This window comes from Thioalkalivibrio sp. AKL19, assembly GCF_000420165.1.
Taxonomy (GTDB): domain Bacteria; phylum Pseudomonadota; class Gammaproteobacteria; order Ectothiorhodospirales; family Ectothiorhodospiraceae; genus Thioalkalivibrio.
Genome location: NZ_ATUK01000010.1, coordinates 64,684 through 82,333 on the forward strand (window position 1 = coordinate 64,684; position 17,650 = coordinate 82,333).

The window sequence follows — 17,650 nt, forward strand, 5'->3', positions numbered from 1 at the left end:
CGCGGGCATCCATCAGGCCGCGCTGGCCCGCGGTGGCGACAGGCGGGCCAGCGCCCAGAGCCCCAGCACCGGGCCGGGCAGCAACAGCCACAGCACCCACACCCCGCCATCCGCCCATAACCAGCCGGTCAGCCAGATACCGGGCAGGGTCAGTGCAAACCCGATCGCGTTCATCACGCTCAACGCCGACCCCACCGCATCCTCGGGCGCACTGTCCGCAGCCAATGCGGAGAACTGCGGCGAGTCCGCAATGACCGCAAGCCCCCAGAGCCCCAGCAGACCGAACAGCAGCCAGGACGAGTGTCCGGCCAGTAGCGGGTACAGCAGGCAGGCGAGGCCCGACGTCGCCAGGGCCACCCGCGCCACACGCAGGCTGCCCAGACTGCGGCTCAGACGCCCGCCCCAGACACAACCCGCCAGACCCAGCGCGATCACGCCAAAGGCCAGCCAGGGGATCAAGCCGGCATCCGCCTCCAGGCGCGACAGTTCCCGTGCCACCAGCAGCGGCACCAGCGTCCAGAAGGCGTACAGCTCCCAGCAGTGCCCGAAATAGCCCCCGGCCACGGCGCGAAAGTCCCGCCGCTTCAGGGCCCGAAACCCCTTGCCCAGACCCGGTGTACGCCCGGCCGGTGGCAGATGGGGCCCGTCCCCCAGGCGCAGGATCAGTGCCGCCGCCAGCACCGCCAGGCCCGAGGCCAGCAACAGCGGAACCGCCCAGGGGAAATCCAGTGTTGCCCCGCGCAGCAGATGCGGCAGCGCGGTCCCCAGCGTCAGCATCCCCAGGAGCCAGGACAATGCCCAGCCCTTGTACTCCGGGGTCCAGGCGATCACGAGCTTCATGCCCAGCGGGTAGACCCCGGCCAGTGCGAGCCCCACCAGGAAACGCGCGAGCAGGGCCAACTCCCAGACGCCGGCCAGCAGGATGAAGACCGCGTTGACCCCGGCGCCGGCCAGGGCGGAGAGCGCGAACACCCGGCTCGCGCGGAAGCGATCCGCCAGCCCGGTCGCCGCCACCAGAAGGGTTCCGGTGATGAAGCCCGTCTGGGTGGACATCGTCAGCCAGCCAATCTCGGCGGGCGACCACCCCAGCGCCTGCTGCAGCGACAACCCGACCCCGTTGACCGAGAACCAGAGCGACGTGCCGAACAGCTGCGCCACCACGATCACCAGGAGTGGGTGGCGCCGAAGCAGTGACGGCATGAGCGGGCGGAGTCGGTGAAGCGGTAGAGGACCGCCTGGCCGTTCAGCGGCTGGCGCCGCGAATCCAGCGTTTCAGCAAGGCGACCAACGCACCCCCGGAGACCAGGCCCAGCAGGTAAATTCCGACAATCAGCAGCGCCAGCGGCAGCGTTACGTACAGCGTCAGGAAATTCAGGGTCACGAGCCGCAGGTTCTGCACCGCAAAGATCGCGACCACGGCGACGAACACGATAATCAGGAGGGTGTAGACGTAGCGCATGCGAACTCCCGGGTCAGTCGGTCCAGGCAATCAGGTTCGGGCGCCGCGTCACCGGCGTCAACCGGGAAGAAAGCGCCCTCTCAGGCCTCGGGGTGGGTACAGTACCCACGGACCGGGCAGGTGTCGCAACGCGGCCGCGGGCGGCAGCGCTCCTTGCCGTGTTCCACGATCAGTGCGTGCAGGTCATTCAGGCCCGCCACATCCGGGCCCAGCTCCGCCTCGACGTGCTGGCGCAGCGCATCGTATGGGGCCCGAGCGTGCGCAACATCCAGGCGCTCGAACAGCCGCCGGGTATAGGCATCCACCACGAATACCGGGCGATCAAAGGCATACAGCACGATGTCGTCGGCGGTCTCTGGTCCCACGCCCTTGACGCCCAGCAGGGCGCGGCGCAGCGCATCCGTCTCCATCGCGGCCAGGCCCTCGACGCCTCCGGCCTGGTCCAGGAACGCGAGCAGGTGGCGCAACCGGTCCGCCTTCACGTTGAAGTACCCGCTCGGGCGAATGTGTTCGGCCAGCGCCTCGGGATCGAGCCGCATCAGCCCCTCCGGAGACAACGCATCAATGGCGCGCAGGTTGGCCAGCGCCTTCTCGACGTTGCTCCAGCTGGTGTTCTGCGTCAGTACGGCGCCGACCATCACCTCGAACGCCGTGTCCGCCGGCCACCACTGCAGGTCGCCGTACTCCGCGCGCAGCGCGTCCAGGAGATCGGGAATCCGCACCCGGCCCTACCGCTGGCGGCGCCCGCCCGGTTTCCCGCCCCTGTCGGGGCGTCCCCCCGAGGACTTCGCGCCCCGGGCCCCACCGCGATCGCCGGGGGCTGACGACTTGCCCGGCTTCTTCGGTGGCGAGGAACTCCAGCCGTCCTCGCGCGCCGCCCGGCTGTTGCGGGATTTGCCCTTGGCCACCGGCTTGCCAGGCCGTTTGCCTGGCGCGTCACGGCGCGGCCCGCCGCGGCCGCGCGGGCGCACGGAGTCCGGAACCGGCAGATCCACCGCCTGGTACAGCCCGGCCACCTCGCGGGTCTCGAGATCCCGCACCGCCCCCGTCTTCAGGCCTCGTCCAAGGACGACCGGTCCGTAGCGCACGCGGATCAGGCGGCTCACCGTCACTCCGACGGCATCCCACAGCCGCCGCACCAGGCGGTTGCGGCCCTCGCTCACGATCACGTGATACCAGTGATTGGCGCCGTCCCCGCCCTGCTCCTCCAGGCTGTCGAAACGCGCCGGGCCGTCTTCCAGTTCCACGCCCTCGCGCAGCATGTCCAGCGTGGCGGCCGGCACCTCGCCCAGCACCCGCACCGCGTACTCGCGTTCCAGCGCCATGCTCGGGTGCATCAGTCGGTTGGCCAGTTCGCCATCGGTGGTGAACAGCAACAGGCCCGAGGTATTCAGGTCCAGCCGTCCCACGGCCACCCAGCGCTGGCCCTTCAGGCGCGGCAGGCTGGCAAACACCGGCCGCCGCCCCTCGGGGTCCGAGCGGCTGCAGATCTCGCCCACCGGCTTGTGATACACGATCCATCGATGTGGATGCTCCGGGCGCCGCACGATACGGCCGCGCACACGGATCACGTCGTGCTCGTCGACCTGGTCGCCCAGCTTCACGGTGCGGTTGTTCACCTGCACCTCGCCGCGCTCGATCCAGCCCTCGATCTCGCGCCGCGAACCCAGCCCGCGCGCCGCCAGGACCTTCTGTACCCGCTCCGACATTCCCGGAACTCCAGCAACTCATTAAGATGGGCGCCACGATACACCAACAGGACGTCGCCATGACCGATTCCGCGCCGGAAATCAGCCCCGTCAAGACACCGCTGAACATCGCCGTGCTCACGGTCTCCGACAGCCGCGAGCTCGCGGAGGACCGCTCCGGCGACGCCCTGGTGGAACGCCTTGAAAGTGCCGGTCACCGGCTGGCCGAGCGGAATCTCGTGAAGGACGACATCTATGCCATCCGCGCCGAACTCTCGCGCTGGATCGCCGATCCCGATATCGACGCCGTGCTGACCACCGGCGGCACCGGCATTACCGGCCGCGACGGCACCCCCGAGGCCGCCTCGGTCCTGCTGGACAAGACCATCGAGGGCTTCGGCGAGCTGTTCCGCATGCTCTCCTTTGACGAGATCGGGACCTCCAGCCTGCAATCACGGGCCCTGTCCGGCGTCGCCAACGGCACCTACATCTTCGTGCTGCCGGGCTCCACTGGCGCCTGCCGCACGGCCTGGGACCGCATCATCCGCGCCCAGCTCGACGACCGCACCATGCCCTGCAACCTCACCATGCTGATGCCCCGCCTGAAGGAGTCCTGAGGGTGATACGAATTTCACCACGAAGGCACGAAGAAGGCCAAGGTCAAAAGCGGACCTGATGAGCGACGAGAGTCGGCCAGTCACGGAGATCATCCGGAGGCGACATAGCCCGCCGCAGGTCGCTGTAATCCGGGCCTTTCCTGGAATATCACCGTCGCCGGCCCTTTGCCCCTGCACCGTCATCCCGGCCGGAGCGTAGGGAAGGGCCGGGATCTCCCCCGTCGGGACAACCCCTGCCGCCAGGATCCCGGATAACGATTATCGGGACATCCGTCCGCACCGAAACGCTATACACGGTTCCCACAAGAAAAATGCCCAAAATGCTCTAAAAATGCCTTTGGGCGTGCCGCTACCCCCTGTATCGGGTGCGGCTCTCACACGGATCTGCTTGTCGCCCTCCGACTAGAACAACGAAATGGAAGGACAACGCGATGACATCCCTGACCCCCCTCTCCAGTGTCGGCTTCGGCACCCGCCTGACGCTGATGATCCTTTCTCTTATCGTGGGCGCGATCCTCATCGTTGCCACCCTCATCTTCTTGCAGTACCGCGCCTCCTACACTGACGCGACCATCGACCGGCTTCACGCAATGGGCGAATCCAACGCCCAGTCCTTCAACGAATGGCTCGTGGGGCGGCAGGATGAAATGCGCTACCTCGCAGGCCTCGATGCAGCCCGCGGCATGGACCTCGATGAACTCGAGCACCTGCTCGAGCAGATCGCCTCGCTGCGCGGCGAATACGACACGATCTTTGTCGTGAATGCCGACGGCATGGGCGAGGTCGGGGTGGCCTTCGACGGACAGGCTCGCGTCCTCAGCCGCGAGGAGGCGAATGATTTCAATGTGCCCGACCGGGCGTGGTTCCAGAGCGCGATCAGTGGGGAGGACACCTTCTCGCGGCCGGTGGTTTCCCGCGCGACGGGCAATCGGGTCAGCACCGTCGCAATCCCAATCGAAGGGCCGGATGGTGAACCACTTGCCGTGATGCGCGGGGCGGTGCAACTCGACACGATCTTCGATCGGGTCAACGCGATCGATCTCGGTGAGGGGTCCGAGATCTACCTCGTGGACCGCGACCGCCAGCCCGTGACCCCGGTGGACTCGGCCCCCGATACGGACCAGCCAATCGACACCCGGGCTGCACAGGCTATCGCCGCGGGTGATAGCGGAGTCGGACGCTACCAAAACGCGATCGGGACTGCGGTGATCGGTAGCTTTACCGACATCCCCCTGCTTGGCTGGGGCCTGCTGATGGAGCTCGACGAAGGGGTCGCACTGGCCGAACTGCAACGCGCGCTGTGGTGGGTCGTCGGCCTCACCATCGTCATCCTGATCGTGGCCTCGCTGATCAGCCTCGGGGTGATCCGAAACATCCTGCGTACACTAGGGGGCGATCCTGCCTACGCATCTAACGTCGTCCGCCAGGTCTCGGAGGGCGACATGACCGTCCCGATCCAGCTGCGCAAGGGCGATGACTCGTCGTTGCTCGCGGCCATCGCCACCATGCAGTCCCGCCTGCGCGAACTGATCGGCAGCGTTCGCGGCCATGCCGAGGAAGTCGCCTCGGCCGCTACCGAGCTTTCGCACATCAACGAAGAGACCGACAAGGGTGTGAATCGCCAGAACGCCCAGCTCAGTGACGCGGCCGCGGCGATCAACGAGATGACCGCGACCGTCGAGGAGGTCGCCCACAACAGCCAGAGCACGGCAGATGTCGTGCGAGAGACCACGGAACAGGCCCAGAGTGGCCGCAACGTGGTCAGCGCGTCGGTCACCTCGATCAACAAGCTCTCGAACGAGATCCAGAGCACCGCCGAGGTCATCACGGCGCTCAAGGGTGACAGCGACAACATCGGCGACATCCTGCAGGTCATCAACAACGTCGCCGACCAGACCAACCTGCTAGCTCTGAACGCCGCAATCGAGGCAGCCCGCGCAGGGGAAGACGGTCGTGGGTTCGCGGTGGTCGCCGAGGAGGTTCGCAACCTCGCCGTCCGCACGCAGGAGTCAATCACCGAGATTCAGCAGATGATCGAGGCGGTGCAGAAGCGTGCGGATCAGGCCGTAACGGCGATGGCCGCCAGCCAGACCCAGGCCCAAGATGGCGTGGATCAGGTCAACCAGGCGGGCACGTCGCTCGAACAGATTGTCGCCGCGGTCGAAAAGATCGAGGACATGACGCGGCAAATCGCGAGCGCAGCCGAAGAGCAGTCGGCCACCTCCAACGAGATCAACCGCAATATCCACTCGGTCAGCGAAGTCTCGGAACACAACGCCACTAACGTCGTACAAATGGGTCAGGCTAGCGAGACCCTGGCCGGGTTGTCCGAGCAACTGCGCGAGATCGTCAACCGCTTCAAGGTCTGACGCCGATCAGGACGCGCGGGGGACATGGGGCCAGACGATCTACCCCGCGCGCCCCCCGCTTTCGGGTGCGAAGCATACCGGCGAGGCACGCTCGTCCGTTGGTTCCTCCTCGGCCCGTTCGGCGTCGAGGAGATCGCGCAGGACCACCGCGTGGCTGTGCTCGACGTCCCGGGTCGCCGTCAGCAGCGTCAGGCGGCCGCGACGGGCATACCCCAGCAAGCGGCCCCAGGCCTCGGGAGCCGCTCCCAGTTCCGCCCGGTACCGGCGACAGAACTCGCGCCAGCGCTCCACATCGTGGCCGAACCAGCGTCGCAGGTCGGTGGACGGAGCGAGCGACTTTTCCCAGGCATCCAGCGCGAGCGCCGACTTTTTCACTCCGCGCGGCCACAGGCGGTCGACCAGCACACGCGTCCCATCCCCGGGATCGACCGGGTCGTAGACGCGCCGGATCAGCACCCGTTCCATACGGCGATTACCCGTCCACGTGGGTCTGCAACCAGTACTCCAGCAGGGCGGCGTGCCAGAGCTTGGAACCCTGGATACGGGTGAAGTACTGGTCGGGTGCATCCAGCAACTTGTCGATGTAGGCCGGCTGATAAAGGCCCCGCTCGCGCGAGGCGCGCGAGGTGAGGATGTCGCGCATGAACTGGAGGAAGTCGCCGCGCACGTACTTGAGCGCCGGCACCGGGAAGTAGCCCTTGGGCCGGTCCAGTATCGCGTCCGGCAGCCGGCCGCGGGCGATGCGACGCAGGACGTCCTTGCCACCATCACCAAGCTTCAGGTGTGGCGGCATCGCGGCGGCGGTCTCGACCAGCTCGTGGTCCAGGAACGGTACCCGGGCCTCCAGGCCGAAGGCCATGGTCATGTTGTCCACACGCTTGACCGGGTCGTCCACGATCAGCGTGGTCACGTCCAGCGCCAGCACGGCGTCGATGAAGGAATCCGCGCGGTCGGTCTCGAGTTCGGCGAACTGTTCGCGCAGCCAGTCACCGGTGACGTCGTTCGCCGGCGGGTGACGCAGCATCTCGGCCATCTCCGGATGGTCGCGGTCGAAGTAGTGGCGCCGAAAACGCTCCACCCAGTCGCCATGGCGATCCTCCGCCATCTGCGGATACCAGAAGTAGCCGCCGAAGACCTCGTCGGCGCCCTGACCGGACTGCACCACCTTCACATGCTGCGAGACCTGCTCGGACAGCAGATAGAAAGCGACCGCATCCTGGCCGAACATCGGCTCGGCCATCGCCCCCACGGCCTCCGGCAGGCGCGCCAGCACCTGATCGTTGGGGATCAACGTGGCCTGGTGGTCGGTGGCATAACGCTCGGCGACCGGATCCGAGTATTCGAACTCGGAACCCTTCTCCTCCGGCTGGTCCTCGAAGCCGACGGTAAAGGTGCGCAGATCCTGCGCACCCTCCTCCATCGCCAGCGCGACCAGCAGGGAGGAATCCAGCCCACCGGAGAGCAGCACGCCGACGGGCACATCGGCGACCTCCAGCCGCTTGCGCACTGCCTGGCGCAGCGAATGCTCGATGCGTTCCTGCCACTCGCCGTCCGATACCGGCTCGGCGGGGCGGTGCGCATGCAGCGTCCAGTAGCGCTGCAGACGCTCCTGCCCACGCGCATCGATGCTCAGGTAGTGCCCCGGCTCCAGCTTGCGGATGCCACGCAGGACGGTACGCGGCGCGGGCACCACCGCGTGCAGCGAGAACAGCATGTGCAACGCCTCGGCATCCAGCTCGGTATCCACGTCGCCGGCCGCCAGCAGGGCCTGGGTGTTGGAAGCGAAGCGAATGCCATCGCCGACGCGGGCCAGATACAGCGGCTTGATGCCCATGCGGTCGCGTGCCAGCAACAGGCGCTGGGCGTTCCCGTCAAACAGCGCGAACGCAAACATCCCGTGCAGCCGGGCGACGATGCCCTCGCCCCACTCGGCATAGCCGCGCAGGATGACCTCGGTATCGCCGGTGGAGAAGAAACGATGGCCGCGGCCTTCCAGCTCCGTGCGCAGCGCGCGGAAGTTGTAGATCGCGCCGTTGAACACCAGCGCCAGCCCGGTCTCCGGGTCGAACATCGGCTGGTGCGAGCGTTGCGAGAGGTCCAGGATCGACAGCCGGCGGTGCCCCAGGGCCACACGCCCGGAGGCCCACAGCCCATCGGCGTCCGGCCCGCGCCGTTCCAGACAGGGCAGCATGTGCGCGACGGCCTCGCCACTCGCGCGCCGCTCGCCCCAGACGAATTCTCCTGCGATCCCGCACATCGGTTATTTCCTTGTTGATTCTTGTTGGGTTGGCTTGCGCCGCCATTCTCCGACCCAGGCAGGGGCTTCGCGTGCGAGCACGCTCCTACCCGGGACTTCCTGTCAGGAAGCGGGATCGGCGCGAAAAGCCCGCTCCAGTTCTTCCATCAGGGACTGGCTGGCCACGCCCGCGCGGTCGCGATCGGCATGGGCGATATGGAATGGCACCATGTGGCGTGCCCCGGCCTCGAGATTCAGTTCGACCAGGCGCGCGGCGGCAAGGTCCCCGGCAATGCGATCCTCCGGCACCCAGGCGAAGCCGATGCCCGAGCGCAGGATCTCGCAGGCCGTACCCATGTGCGAGACCGTCCAGCGCTGGTCGGCCTCCAGCCAGCCGCCCTCGCCGGAACCCTGGTCACCCGAATCGCGCACCACGACCTGGCGATGCGCCTGCAGGTCGCGCCGGGTCAGCGCCTTGCCCGCCTGCGCCAGGGGATGCGACGGATGCGCGACACAGACCATGGACAACTCGCCGAGGCAGCTCCCGAGATAGCCGGAGGGCAGTTCCGGCCCCAGCAGGATATCCACGGCCGCATCCCGCAACATGTCGGGCCCCCCGCTCAGCACCACCTCGTACAGCTGAATCCGGGTGGCCGGGTAGGCCCGCGAGAAGGCCTCCAGGGCCCCGATCACCGGTTCGCGGGGGAGGAGCTGGTCGACCGCCAGCCGGATCTCGGACTCCACTCCCGCCGCCAGTGCCTCGGCCAGGGTCTCGATCTCCGCCGCCTCTTCCAGCAAGTGCCCGGCCCGGCGCAGCAGCGCCTCGCCAGCGGGCGTAAGCACGGCCTTGCGCCCCTGCACCTGGAATACGTCCACGCCCAGCTGCTCTTCCAGTTTCTGCACCGCGTGGTTGATGCTCGACGGGCTCTTGTGCACCCGTTCCGCGGCGCGCGCAAAGCCGCCCGCCTCCACCACCGCCTGCAGCATCCGCCATTGTTCCAGGGTGACACGCATCAGTCGGCCCGCCCGCGCTCGCGCCCCGATAGGGAAACGCCGATTGATGTGCACGTTCGCGCCCGGTCCAGGAAAACAGGGAGCACCCACGCGAACGTGTACATTAATCAGTGTTTCCCTGGTGCTCGTCCGGGCATCCACAACCCGGATTGTGGGCGCGGGCGTGCCACTCCTCGCGCAGGGAGGCATAGGCCGCACCGGTCAGCAGAACCAGGTGCACCGTGGAGGGATAGATCCGGCCGTCCAGGCGCAGGGTCTCGGTCAGTTCGGGATCGCGGCCTTCGGGGATGTAGAAGAAATCCACCCCCTCGCGCAACTGATCCTTGCGCGCCTTGAACAGACGAAAGGCCGTGCCCTTGGGCACCCCGTTCCACTCATCGACCTGGCGCAGGCTCAGGGTCGCATAGCCGGCGTGGATAATCGGCTCCGGCACCGGACCGGCAGCGGAACCTTCGCGCCCGTGAAACCGTCCCGCACTACGGGGGTCTTCAACTGTATCGGTATCCATGCTGGCATTATGCACGCACCGACTTCGAGCACCCCATCCAACCGGGACACGAAATGGAATTTCTTCAGGAATACGGACTCTTCCTCGCCAAGGCCGCCACGGCCGTCATCGCGGCGCTCATCGTGTTGAGTGCAATCGGCGGCCTGGTCGCCCGCTCGCGCGAGCGCCGGCCGGACCGCCTGAACGTCAAGCGCCTGAACGATCGCTTCGAACGCATGGAAAAGACCGTGCGGCGCGCGGTCGAACGCCGCCGCGGCCGCATCGAGCGCCTGCGGAACTGGACCGCGCGCAAGCTGGGACGCGCGAACGCCGCCCCGGGCACGGAGACCCCCCAGGGCGCCACGTCCGGGGTCGGAGCGACCGGCGGCCCGGACGAGGCGCAATCTGACGACGGCACCACCGCCGAGCGCCCGCGCGTGTACGTCCTGCGCTTCGACGGCGACATCCGCGCGTCCAGCGTCGAGAGTCTGCGCGAGGAGGTCACCGCCATCCTCACCATGGCGCGCCCGGAGCAGGACCGCGCCATCATCTGTCTGGAGAGCCCGGGCGGGCTGGTGCCCTCCTACGGGCTCGCGGCCGCCCAGCTGGCACGTCTGCGCGAGGGCGGACTGGACCTGACCGTGGCGGTGGATCGTGTCGCCGCCAGCGGCGGCTACATGATGGCGGCGGTCGGGCACCGCATCGTGGCGGCTCCGTTCGCGGTGCTCGGCTCCATCGGCGTGGTCGCGCAGATCCCCAACTTTCACCGCTGGTTGTCGCGCAACGACATCGACGTCGAGCTGCTGACCGCTGGCGAATACAAGCGCACCCTGACCATGCTGGGCGAGAACACCGACGAGGGCCGCAAGAAATTCCGCGAACAGCTGGAAGAGGCCCACGAGCTGTTCAAGACCTTTCTCGCCCGCTACCGCCCGCAACTGGACCTGGACCTGGTTGCCACCGGCGAACACTGGTACGGCGAACAGGCACGCGAGATGGGGCTGGCCGACGAACTCCGCACCAGCGACGACCTGCTGCTGGAGTTGACCCGCGAGGCGGACGTCTTCGAACTGACCTATCACCGCCCGCAGACCCTGGGCCGGCGCATCACCTTCGCCATGGAGTCCATCCTCGAACGCGTCCTGCGCAGTCAGGGACCCGAGAGCCGGATGTAGAAACCGCGGCCAGAAGGAACGCTTCGGCACGGGAAAACGTCAACCTTTCACAAACCCATGCAACGAGGAGTCCCCGATGAACCGGAACAATCACTCGCTAACCCGACTGCTGCTGATCCTGCTGGCCACCGCCAGCCTGCTGGCCGCACCCCTGCTCGCCGGGGCGGACGACACGATGCCGTGGGGCTCGGCCGAGAAGATGGACCGGCAATACGAGCCCCGCAAGGTGGTCTATGACGTCTACACCAGCAGCCCGCGCGAGCTGGAAATGGTGCTGGATCGCGTAAGCATGCTGAACAACGTCTACGAGGCCGACCCGTTCGAATCACATATCGTCATGGTGCTGCACGGGGCCGAGGTGCCGTATTTCACCCGCGACGAATTCGACGAGCACGAAGAGCTGATGCGCCGGGCGCGCTCGCTGACCCAGGCCGGCAACATCGAATTCCGCATGTGCGAGGCCTCGGCCCGCCTGCGCGGCATCGAGCTGGACGACATCCACGGTTTCGTGAACGTCGTGCCCATGGCGGATGCCGAGATCATCGAACTCCAGCACGAGGGTTACCTCCTGATGCAGTAAGGCCGGCCCCTGCGCCTGCCATCCTTCCGCACCGCCGGACGCCGGAACATGTCTCTCCGCATCTCGGACATGGCCGGCGTCCGCCCATCCCCGCATGCTGGTCCCACTGTCCGGGCGGAGGGTCGACGTTCGCGAGCCCTGCAAGTTCTGCATCCATCGCCTACCTTCCGCGGCATGGGCACGCCGTTCGTGATCCAGGCGCCTCGGGATCGGCGATGCCGATCCGTTCCCCGGCCACGTCAATCCACTCGAGACAAGGACACCGTCATGAATAAGACACTACTCACTGCCCTGCTACCCCTGGCCCTGACCGCGACCCCGGCGCTGGCCGCCGACGTGCCCGGCATGATCGCCAAGGCCAGCCCGCATTCGGCCTCCGAGACCCTGGACCGGCTGGAGAACGCGCTCGAGGCCAACGATGTCGGTGTCGCCCTGCGCTGGGACCACGCCGCAAAGGCGGCGGACGTGGATATCGATCTTGGTCCCACCGAGTTGCTGTTGTTTGGCAATCCGGCGCTGGGCAGCCACATGTTCACCAGCCAGCAGACCGCCGGAATCGATCTCCCGATGAAGGCCCTGGCCTGGACCGACGCGGACGGCCAGACCTGGCTGGCCTACAACGACCCGGAATGGATGGCCAAGCGGCACGGGATCGAGGATCGCGACGACATCCTCGACACCATGAGCAACGCGTTGGACAACCTGACCAACGCGGCCATCGCCGAGGACTGAGCCTTTCGCCGGGAACCCCGGGTCCCGGCGCCCTTGCCGCTCGCCCCGGGCGGGCGATTCGCTAGGTAAACATTGATTATTGATTAATGTACACACTCGCGTTGGCACCCCAGGGTCCCCGATTCTGTGTGGCGCCCCGAAGACATCAAAAACGGGCGGGAAGAACCACTGCCCGCTGCCAGAGGCGCCTTGTCTCGGAAAACCTGGGGTGCCAAGGCGAGCGTGTACATTAATGAGTGTTTCCCTATAGTGAGGCTTCCACCCGCACCGGGAGCCGACGTGGATCGCCCGTCCCCTTCCAGCCTCACCGCAGCCACCGCCGACCATCGGTCCGTCCTGGGCTGGCGCGAATGGGTCGGACTCCCCGATCTCGGCATCTCCGCGATCAAGTGCAAGGTCGACACCGGCGCGCGCAGTTCCGCCCTGCACACCTTCCGGATCGATCCGTTTACCCGCGGCGGTCGCGAGTGGGTGCGCTTCGGTATCCACCCGCACCAGCACGATGCCGAGACCGAGGTCTGGTGCGAAGCGCCGGTACTGGACATCCGCAGCGTGACCGACTCGGGCGGGCACACCGCCGAGCGCTACTTCATCGCCACCCGGGTACAACTCGGATCGATCATGCTGCCCGTTGAACTTTCCCTGACCAGCCGCGATACCATGCTCTTCCGCATGCTGCTCGGCCGCGAGGCCATGCGGGGTCGCTTCCTGGTCGACCCGCAGGCCTCGTTCGTCGCCAGCCACCGTGCGCCCAACCCAACAGCCCAGCAGGCGCCTGAATGAAACTCGGCATCCTCTCGCGAAACAGCAAGCTATACTCCACCCGGCGCCTGGTCGAGGCCGCGGACCAGCGCGGCCACGAGGTACGCGTGGTCGATCCGCTGCGCTGCTACATGAACATCACCGCCCACAGCCCGCAGATCCACTACAAGGGTGACATCCTCGACCAGTTCAACGCGGTCATCCCGCGCATCGGGGCATCGATCACGTTCTATGGCACGGCGGTGCTGCGCCAGTTCGAGATGATGAACGTCTATCCGCTGAACGAATCGGTCGGCATTTCCCGCTCGCGCGACAAGCTGCGCAGCCTGCAGCTGCTGTCGCGCCGGGGCATCGGGCTGCCGGTCACCGGTTTTGCCCACTCGCCGGACGACATCGACGACCTGCTGGCCACGGTGGGTGGCGCGCCCTGCGTGATCAAGCTGCTGGAGGGCACGCAGGGACTCGGCGTCGTCCTGGCGGAGACCAAGCAGGCGGCCGAGAGCGTGATCCAGGCCTTCATGGGCCTGAAACAGCACATCCTGGTGCAGGAATACATCAAGGAGGCCAAGGGCTCGGACATCCGCTGCTTCGTGATCGGCGACAAGGTCGTCGCCGCGATGAAGCGCCAGGCGAAGGAAGGTGAGTTTCGCTCCAACCTGCACCGCGGGGGCAGCGCCACGCTGTGCCGCATCACCCCGGAGGAGCGCGCCACCGCCGTGCGCGCGGCCAAGGTCATGGGCCTGAACGTCTGTGGCGTGGACCTGCTGCGCTCCAATCACGGTGCGGTGGTCATGGAGGTCAACTCCTCGCCCGGCCTGGAGGGCATCGAGAACGCCTCGGGCAAGGACGTCGCGGGCATGATCATTGAGTTCATCGAGAAGAACGGCAAGCCCAACCGGACCAAGACCAAAGGACGCGGCTAGTGGGCTCTGAGCGTTACATTATTCACCGCAGGGGCTACTAGTGCCCGGCATACCGCGCGCGCTGCGCAACAAGCCGATCACGATCGGCGGCACCACGGTCCGTCCCGGCGAACGCCGCACGGTGGAGCTGGAACTGGGGGCGCTGTACACCCACACCCCCACCAATATGCCGGTTCAGGTACTGTGCGGCCGGCGCAAGGGGCCGGTCCTGTTCGTCAGTGCCGCCATCCACGGCGACGAGATCAACGGCGTCGAGATCATCCGCCGCCTACTCAAGGTGCCGGCGCTACGGCGCATGAAGGGCACCCTGCTCGCCGTGCCCGTGGTCAACATGCACGGCTTCATCAACCAGAGCCGCTACCTGCCCGACCGGCGCGACCTGAACCGCTGCTTTCCGGGATCGCAGAAGGGCTCGCTGGGCGCCCGGGTCGCGCGGCTGTTCATGCGCGAGATCGTCCAGCGCAGCACCCATGGCGTCGACCTGCATACCGGCGCCATCCACCGCTCCAACCTGCCGCAGATCCGCGCCAACCTCGATCACGGCGAAACTCTCGACCTGGCGCGCGCCTTCGGGGCTCCGGTCATCCTCAACTCCGCCCTGCGCGACGGCTCCCTGCGCGAGGCCGCCGCGGAACGCCAGATCCCGATCCTGCTCTACGAGGCCGGCGAGGCCCTGCGCTTCGACGAACTCTCCATCCGCGGCGGGGTACACGGCATCATCGAGGTGATGCGCCACCTGGAGATGCTGCCCGCCGTGCGCCGGCGACCGCGCAAGGAGCCCATCATGGCGCGCACCAGCGGCTGGGTACGGGCGCCGCAAAGCGGCATCCTGCGGACCTTCGTGCGCCAGGGCGACCGGGTTCTCCGCGACCAGACCCGGCTCGCGATCGTCTCCGACCCCTTCGGCGAGACGGAGACCGAGATCCTGGCCCCCGCGTCCGGCATCATCATTGGCGAACTCAACCTGCCGCTGATCAACGAGGGCGACGCCCTGTTCCACATCGCCCAGTTCAACCGCACCGATCTGGCCGTGGAACGGCTCGAGAGCTTCCAGGAAAACCTCGAGGCCAGCGACTACCCCTACGCCGATCCGCCCCCGCGCGAAAGCCCCTGATCCCATCGCCTGGATCTTCGAGCGACAGGCCGCGCAGCCCGGAAACATCCCTCAGTGGCCGATATCCTCCTGCCACAATTCGGGGTGCACCTCGATAAACGACCGCATCAGTTCGCGACAGCCCGGATCCTGCACTACATCCACCTGGATGCCGTGCCCGCGCAGCCACTCCTCCTCGCCCCGAAAGGACTCGTTCTCCCCGATCACCACTCGCGGAATGCCGTAGAGGACGATCGCGCCGCTACACATCGCGCAGGGCGAGAGCGTGGTGTAGAGCGTGCATTCGCGATACACCTGCGCCGGCTGGCGCCCGGCACGCTCCAGGGCATCCATTTCCGCATGCAGGATCGCGCTGCCCTGTTGCACCCGCCGGTTGTGCCCGCGACCGAGCACCTCGCCCCGGTGTACCAGCACCGACCCAATCGGGATACCGGCCTCGCCCCGACCCTCGCGCGCCTCGTCCAGCGCCATCTCCAGAAACGGATCCATCGTCGTCATGCACTCGCTCCGGTTCACCTGTTTGCCGGAGACAGTAGCCGAATCCGCGCTCCCCGGGCGACCCCGCATGGTCGACCGCCTGGCATTCGGGGGCCACTCAAACGTGGGCGCTGAACTCGCCGCGCCGGGGCCGGCCGAGGAGATACAGGAAGTCCGCCTCGCGCAAGTGGACGAGCGATTCGTGATCGCCGGCCTCGAAGTACACGTCGCGCTGCTGCAGCAGGCTGTCGTCCACCAGGGTCTCCAGCCCGAATGCGGGGCCCAGCGCGGGGATCGCACCCCGCTCGCAGTCAGCAAACACGTGGGCCACCTCGTCCTCGGTGGCCAGGCCTACGTGCTCGCCCAGCAGCCGGTGCAACTGGCCCAGCTTCACGCGGCGGGTCGCGGGCACGATGGCAAGGCGGTACTGCCCGTCCTCCTCGACCAGCAGGACCGCCTTGGCCACGGCGTCACCCGGCACGTGGGCCGCCTCGGCCGTGCGGCTGGCCGAATCGGAATGCGGGTGGTGCACCAGCTGGTAGGTCACCGCGTGCTCGTCGAGGAAGTCATTCAGGGTCCTGGAAATACTCATTGCGCGCCCTCCCACAGGGAAACACGGATCAACGTACGCACTCGCGTTCGAGTCGCGTTTGCGCGCGAGCCAGGCGCTTTGAGCGCCGTGCAGTCACGCGGCACAAGGAAGCCGCCACGCCATGTGCGCGCCCGCTCTCATCACACAACGGGCGACCGAGCCCTCTCGGGCTTGGTATCCCGGGTTTCCCGATCCCGCGTTACGTCCCGAATCCGTCAAAACAGGCCGTAGAACCGCTACCGGCGGCGGATCCCGCCTGGGCCCGGGAAACCTGGCATACCACCGCAGGCGCCTAATTGATCCGGGTTTCCCTGTACCTCCCCTTGACTATAGACCCCGGCTGGATTGCCGGCGCCTGCGTTTCTGCCACGCACCGGTACAATCGGACCCATGACCGCTTTCTCCGTCCTCGACCTGGCCCCGATCACCGCCGACGGGGACGCCACCCGGGCGCTGCACAACACCCTGGACCTCGCGCAGCACGCCGAGTCCCTTGGCTTTCAGCGCTACTGGCTGGCGGAGCATCACAACATGCCGGGCATCGCCAGCGCGGCCACGGCGGTGGTGATCGGCCAGGTCGCCGCAGCCACACAGCACATTCGGGTGGGCGCCGGCGGGATCATGCTGCCGAACCACGCCCCACTGGTGGTTGCCGAGCAGTTCGGCACCCTGAATGCGCTGTACCCGGGCCGCATCGACCTCGGTCTGGGCCGCGCGCCCGGGACCGACCCGACCACCGCCCGCGCCCTGCGCCGGGCCCCGGATATCGACCCCGAGCAGTTCCCGCGGGACGTCGCCGAGCTGCTCGGCTACCTGGACGATCCGCGGCCGGATCAGGTGATCCGGGCCATACCCGGCGCCGGGCAGCGCGTGCCCGTCTGGATCCTGGGGTCCAGCCTGTTCGGTGCCCAGCTCGCCGCCCGCATGGGCCTGCCGTACGCGTTCGCCTCGCACTTCGCCCCGGGGCAGCTGATGGATGCACTGGCGCTGTATCGTGACCAGTTCCGGCCGTCCGCATGGCTGGACCGCCCCTACGCCATGCTCGGCTACAACGTGTACGCCGCTGGCACCGACGAGGAGGCCCGGACCCTGGCCAGCTCCATGGAACAGGCCTTCGTCAGCCTGCGCCGCGGGCGCCCGGAAGCGATCCAGCCCCCCGTCGAGGGCTACCGCGAGCGGCTCGACCGGGCTGAACGCGCCATCGTCGAGCAGACCATGGCCTGCTCCGCGATCGGGTCGCCGGACACGGTGGAAAAAGGGATCCGCCGGTTTCTCGAACAGACCGGCGCCGACGAGCTGATCATCACCACCTCCACCTTCGACCACGCGGCAAGGCGACGCTCGCTGGAGCTGACCGCCGCGGTACGCGACCGGCTCGCCGGAGCGACGCGCTGAGCACCGGTTCACCCGCCCGGAACGCATGCC

19 protein-coding genes are annotated in these 17,650 nt (G+C 67.4%); 9 read left to right on the forward strand and 10 right to left on the reverse strand.

What is annotated here, in order from left to right:
- Positions 1-12: 12 nt before the first annotated feature.
- The 4 genes from F817_RS0102280 to rluB all read right to left on the reverse strand — a co-directional run bounded on the left by F817_RS0102280 (position 13) and on the right by rluB (position 3,168).
- Complete coding sequence (locus F817_RS0102280) at positions 13-1,200, reverse strand: nitrate/nitrite transporter (protein ID WP_029681009.1); 1,188 nt, start codon at positions 1,198-1,200, stop codon at positions 13-15.
- Positions 1,201-1,243: 43 nt separating this feature from the next.
- Positions 1,244-1,459 carry a lipopolysaccharide assembly protein LapA domain-containing protein gene (locus F817_RS0102285; RefSeq protein WP_024326126.1) on the reverse strand — a complete coding sequence of 72 codons (216 nt, stop codon included), beginning with the start codon at positions 1,457-1,459 and terminating at the stop codon, positions 1,244-1,246.
- A gap of 80 nt (positions 1,460-1,539) precedes the next feature.
- Positions 1,540-2,181 carry an endonuclease III domain-containing protein gene (locus tag F817_RS0102290; protein WP_024326127.1) on the reverse strand — a complete coding sequence of 214 codons (642 nt, stop codon included), beginning with the start codon at positions 2,179-2,181 and terminating at the stop codon, positions 1,540-1,542.
- Between the two features lie 6 nt (positions 2,182-2,187).
- Positions 2,188-3,168, reverse strand: coding sequence for a 23S rRNA pseudouridine(2605) synthase RluB (rluB, locus tag F817_RS0102295; RefSeq protein WP_024326128.1), 981 nt, complete (start codon positions 3,166-3,168; stop codon positions 2,188-2,190).
- Positions 3,169-3,227: 59 nt separating this feature from the next.
- Here rluB and moaB point away from each other — a divergent pair, with 59 nt between their 5' ends.
- On the forward strand, positions 3,228-3,764 hold the full coding sequence (moaB, locus tag F817_RS0102300; protein ID WP_024326129.1) for a molybdenum cofactor biosynthesis protein B: 537 nt from the start codon (positions 3,228-3,230) through the stop codon (positions 3,762-3,764).
- A gap of 431 nt (positions 3,765-4,195) precedes the next feature.
- The gene (locus F817_RS0102305; protein ID WP_024326130.1) at positions 4,196-6,133 is read left to right on the forward strand and encodes a methyl-accepting chemotaxis protein; all 1,938 of its coding nucleotides are present in this window, start codon (positions 4,196-4,198) and stop codon (positions 6,131-6,133) included.
- 39 nt (positions 6,134-6,172) lie between these two features.
- On the opposite strand, the gene F817_RS0102310 is transcribed toward F817_RS0102305, so the two are convergent.
- The 4 genes from F817_RS0102310 to F817_RS0102325 all read right to left on the reverse strand — a co-directional run bounded on the left by F817_RS0102310 (position 6,173) and on the right by F817_RS0102325 (position 9,891).
- Complete coding sequence (locus F817_RS0102310) at positions 6,173-6,598, reverse strand: DUF488 domain-containing protein (protein WP_024326131.1); 426 nt, start codon at positions 6,596-6,598, stop codon at positions 6,173-6,175.
- A 7-nt stretch (positions 6,599-6,605) separates the two neighbouring features.
- A complete protein-coding gene (locus F817_RS0102315) occupies positions 6,606-8,390 on the reverse strand; it encodes an N-acetylglutaminylglutamine amidotransferase (RefSeq protein ID WP_024326132.1) in 1,785 nt (594 codons plus the stop codon).
- A gap of 102 nt (positions 8,391-8,492) precedes the next feature.
- A complete protein-coding gene (locus F817_RS0102320; protein WP_255346987.1) occupies positions 8,493-9,383 on the reverse strand; it encodes a LysR family transcriptional regulator in 891 nt (296 codons plus the stop codon).
- A 103-nt stretch (positions 9,384-9,486) separates the two neighbouring features.
- Positions 9,487-9,891: a hypothetical protein gene (locus F817_RS0102325; RefSeq protein WP_024326134.1), complete on the reverse strand. Its 405-nt coding sequence runs from the start codon at positions 9,889-9,891 to the stop codon at positions 9,487-9,489.
- Positions 9,892-9,944: 53 nt separating this feature from the next.
- Here F817_RS0102325 and sohB point away from each other — a divergent pair, with 53 nt between their 5' ends.
- The 6 genes from sohB to F817_RS0102355 all read left to right on the forward strand — a co-directional run bounded on the left by sohB (position 9,945) and on the right by F817_RS0102355 (position 15,156).
- Positions 9,945-11,045 carry a protease SohB gene (gene sohB / locus F817_RS0102330; RefSeq protein WP_024326135.1) on the forward strand — a complete coding sequence of 367 codons (1,101 nt, stop codon included), beginning with the start codon at positions 9,945-9,947 and terminating at the stop codon, positions 11,043-11,045.
- Between the two features lie 76 nt (positions 11,046-11,121).
- Complete coding sequence (locus tag F817_RS0102335) at positions 11,122-11,625, forward strand: DsrE family protein (protein ID WP_024326136.1); 504 nt, start codon at positions 11,122-11,124, stop codon at positions 11,623-11,625.
- A gap of 267 nt (positions 11,626-11,892) precedes the next feature.
- Positions 11,893-12,357: a DUF302 domain-containing protein gene (locus tag F817_RS0102340; RefSeq protein WP_024326137.1), complete on the forward strand. Its 465-nt coding sequence runs from the start codon at positions 11,893-11,895 to the stop codon at positions 12,355-12,357.
- A gap of 279 nt (positions 12,358-12,636) precedes the next feature.
- Positions 12,637-13,140, forward strand: coding sequence for an ATP-dependent zinc protease (locus tag F817_RS0102345; protein ID WP_024326138.1), 504 nt, complete (start codon positions 12,637-12,639; stop codon positions 13,138-13,140).
- Positions 13,137-14,042: a 30S ribosomal protein S6--L-glutamate ligase gene (rimK, locus tag F817_RS0102350; RefSeq protein WP_024326139.1), complete on the forward strand. Its 906-nt coding sequence runs from the start codon at positions 13,137-13,139 to the stop codon at positions 14,040-14,042. Before F817_RS0102345 ends, rimK begins: the two co-directional genes overlap by 4 nt.
- A gap of 40 nt (positions 14,043-14,082) precedes the next feature.
- On the forward strand, positions 14,083-15,156 hold the full coding sequence (locus F817_RS0102355) for a succinylglutamate desuccinylase/aspartoacylase family protein (RefSeq protein WP_024326140.1): 1,074 nt from the start codon (positions 14,083-14,085) through the stop codon (positions 15,154-15,156).
- A gap of 51 nt (positions 15,157-15,207) precedes the next feature.
- On the opposite strand, the gene F817_RS0102360 is transcribed toward F817_RS0102355, so the two are convergent.
- Together F817_RS0102360 and F817_RS0102365 are read right to left on the reverse strand one after the other, a co-directional pair.
- Positions 15,208-15,645, reverse strand: a complete 438-nt coding sequence (locus tag F817_RS0102360; RefSeq protein WP_024326141.1) for a nucleoside deaminase — start codon at positions 15,643-15,645, stop codon at positions 15,208-15,210.
- A 106-nt stretch (positions 15,646-15,751) separates the two neighbouring features.
- Positions 15,752-16,225 (reverse strand): aminoacyl-tRNA deacylase, encoded by a 474-nt coding sequence (locus F817_RS0102365; protein ID WP_024326142.1) that lies wholly within the window; start codon positions 16,223-16,225, stop codon positions 15,752-15,754.
- A 390-nt stretch (positions 16,226-16,615) separates the two neighbouring features.
- Here F817_RS0102365 and F817_RS0102370 point away from each other — a divergent pair, with 390 nt between their 5' ends.
- A complete protein-coding gene (locus F817_RS0102370) occupies positions 16,616-17,620 on the forward strand; it encodes an LLM class flavin-dependent oxidoreductase (protein ID WP_024326143.1) in 1,005 nt (334 codons plus the stop codon).
- Positions 17,621-17,650 lie beyond the last annotated feature (30 nt).

Coding starts and splice junctions, on each gene's coding strand:
- rluB (WP_024326128.1), bottom strand. CDS start 3,168: ATGTCGGAGCGGGTACAGAAGGTCCTGGCGGCGCGCGGGCTGGGTTCG.
- F817_RS0102360 (WP_024326141.1), bottom strand. CDS start 15,645: ATGGATCCGTTTCTGGAGATGGCGCTGGACGAGGCGCGCGAGGGTCGG.
- sohB (WP_024326135.1), top strand. CDS start 9,945: ATGGAATTTCTTCAGGAATACGGACTCTTCCTCGCCAAGGCCGCCACG.
- F817_RS0102320 (WP_255346987.1), bottom strand. CDS start 9,383: ATGCGTGTCACCCTGGAACAATGGCGGATGCTGCAGGCGGTGGTGGAG.
- F817_RS0102280 (WP_029681009.1), bottom strand. CDS start 1,200: ATGCCGTCACTGCTTCGGCGCCACCCACTCCTGGTGATCGTGGTGGCG.
- F817_RS0102365 (WP_024326142.1), bottom strand. CDS start 16,225: ATGAGTATTTCCAGGACCCTGAATGACTTCCTCGACGAGCACGCGGTG.
- F817_RS0102325 (WP_024326134.1), bottom strand. CDS start 9,891: ATGGATACCGATACAGTTGAAGACCCCCGTAGTGCGGGACGGTTTCAC.
- F817_RS0102315 (WP_024326132.1), bottom strand. CDS start 8,390: ATGTGCGGGATCGCAGGAGAATTCGTCTGGGGCGAGCGGCGCGCGAGT.
- moaB (WP_024326129.1), top strand. CDS start 3,228: ATGACCGATTCCGCGCCGGAAATCAGCCCCGTCAAGACACCGCTGAAC.
- F817_RS0102285 (WP_024326126.1), bottom strand. CDS start 1,459: ATGCGCTACGTCTACACCCTCCTGATTATCGTGTTCGTCGCCGTGGTC.
- F817_RS0102340 (WP_024326137.1), top strand. CDS start 11,893: ATGAATAAGACACTACTCACTGCCCTGCTACCCCTGGCCCTGACCGCG.
- rimK (WP_024326139.1), top strand. CDS start 13,137: ATGAAACTCGGCATCCTCTCGCGAAACAGCAAGCTATACTCCACCCGG.
- F817_RS0102310 (WP_024326131.1), bottom strand. CDS start 6,598: ATGGAACGGGTGCTGATCCGGCGCGTCTACGACCCGGTCGATCCCGGG.
- F817_RS0102335 (WP_024326136.1), top strand. CDS start 11,122: ATGAACCGGAACAATCACTCGCTAACCCGACTGCTGCTGATCCTGCTG.
- F817_RS0102370 (WP_024326143.1), top strand. CDS start 16,616: ATGACCGCTTTCTCCGTCCTCGACCTGGCCCCGATCACCGCCGACGGG.
- F817_RS0102305 (WP_024326130.1), top strand. CDS start 4,196: ATGACATCCCTGACCCCCCTCTCCAGTGTCGGCTTCGGCACCCGCCTG.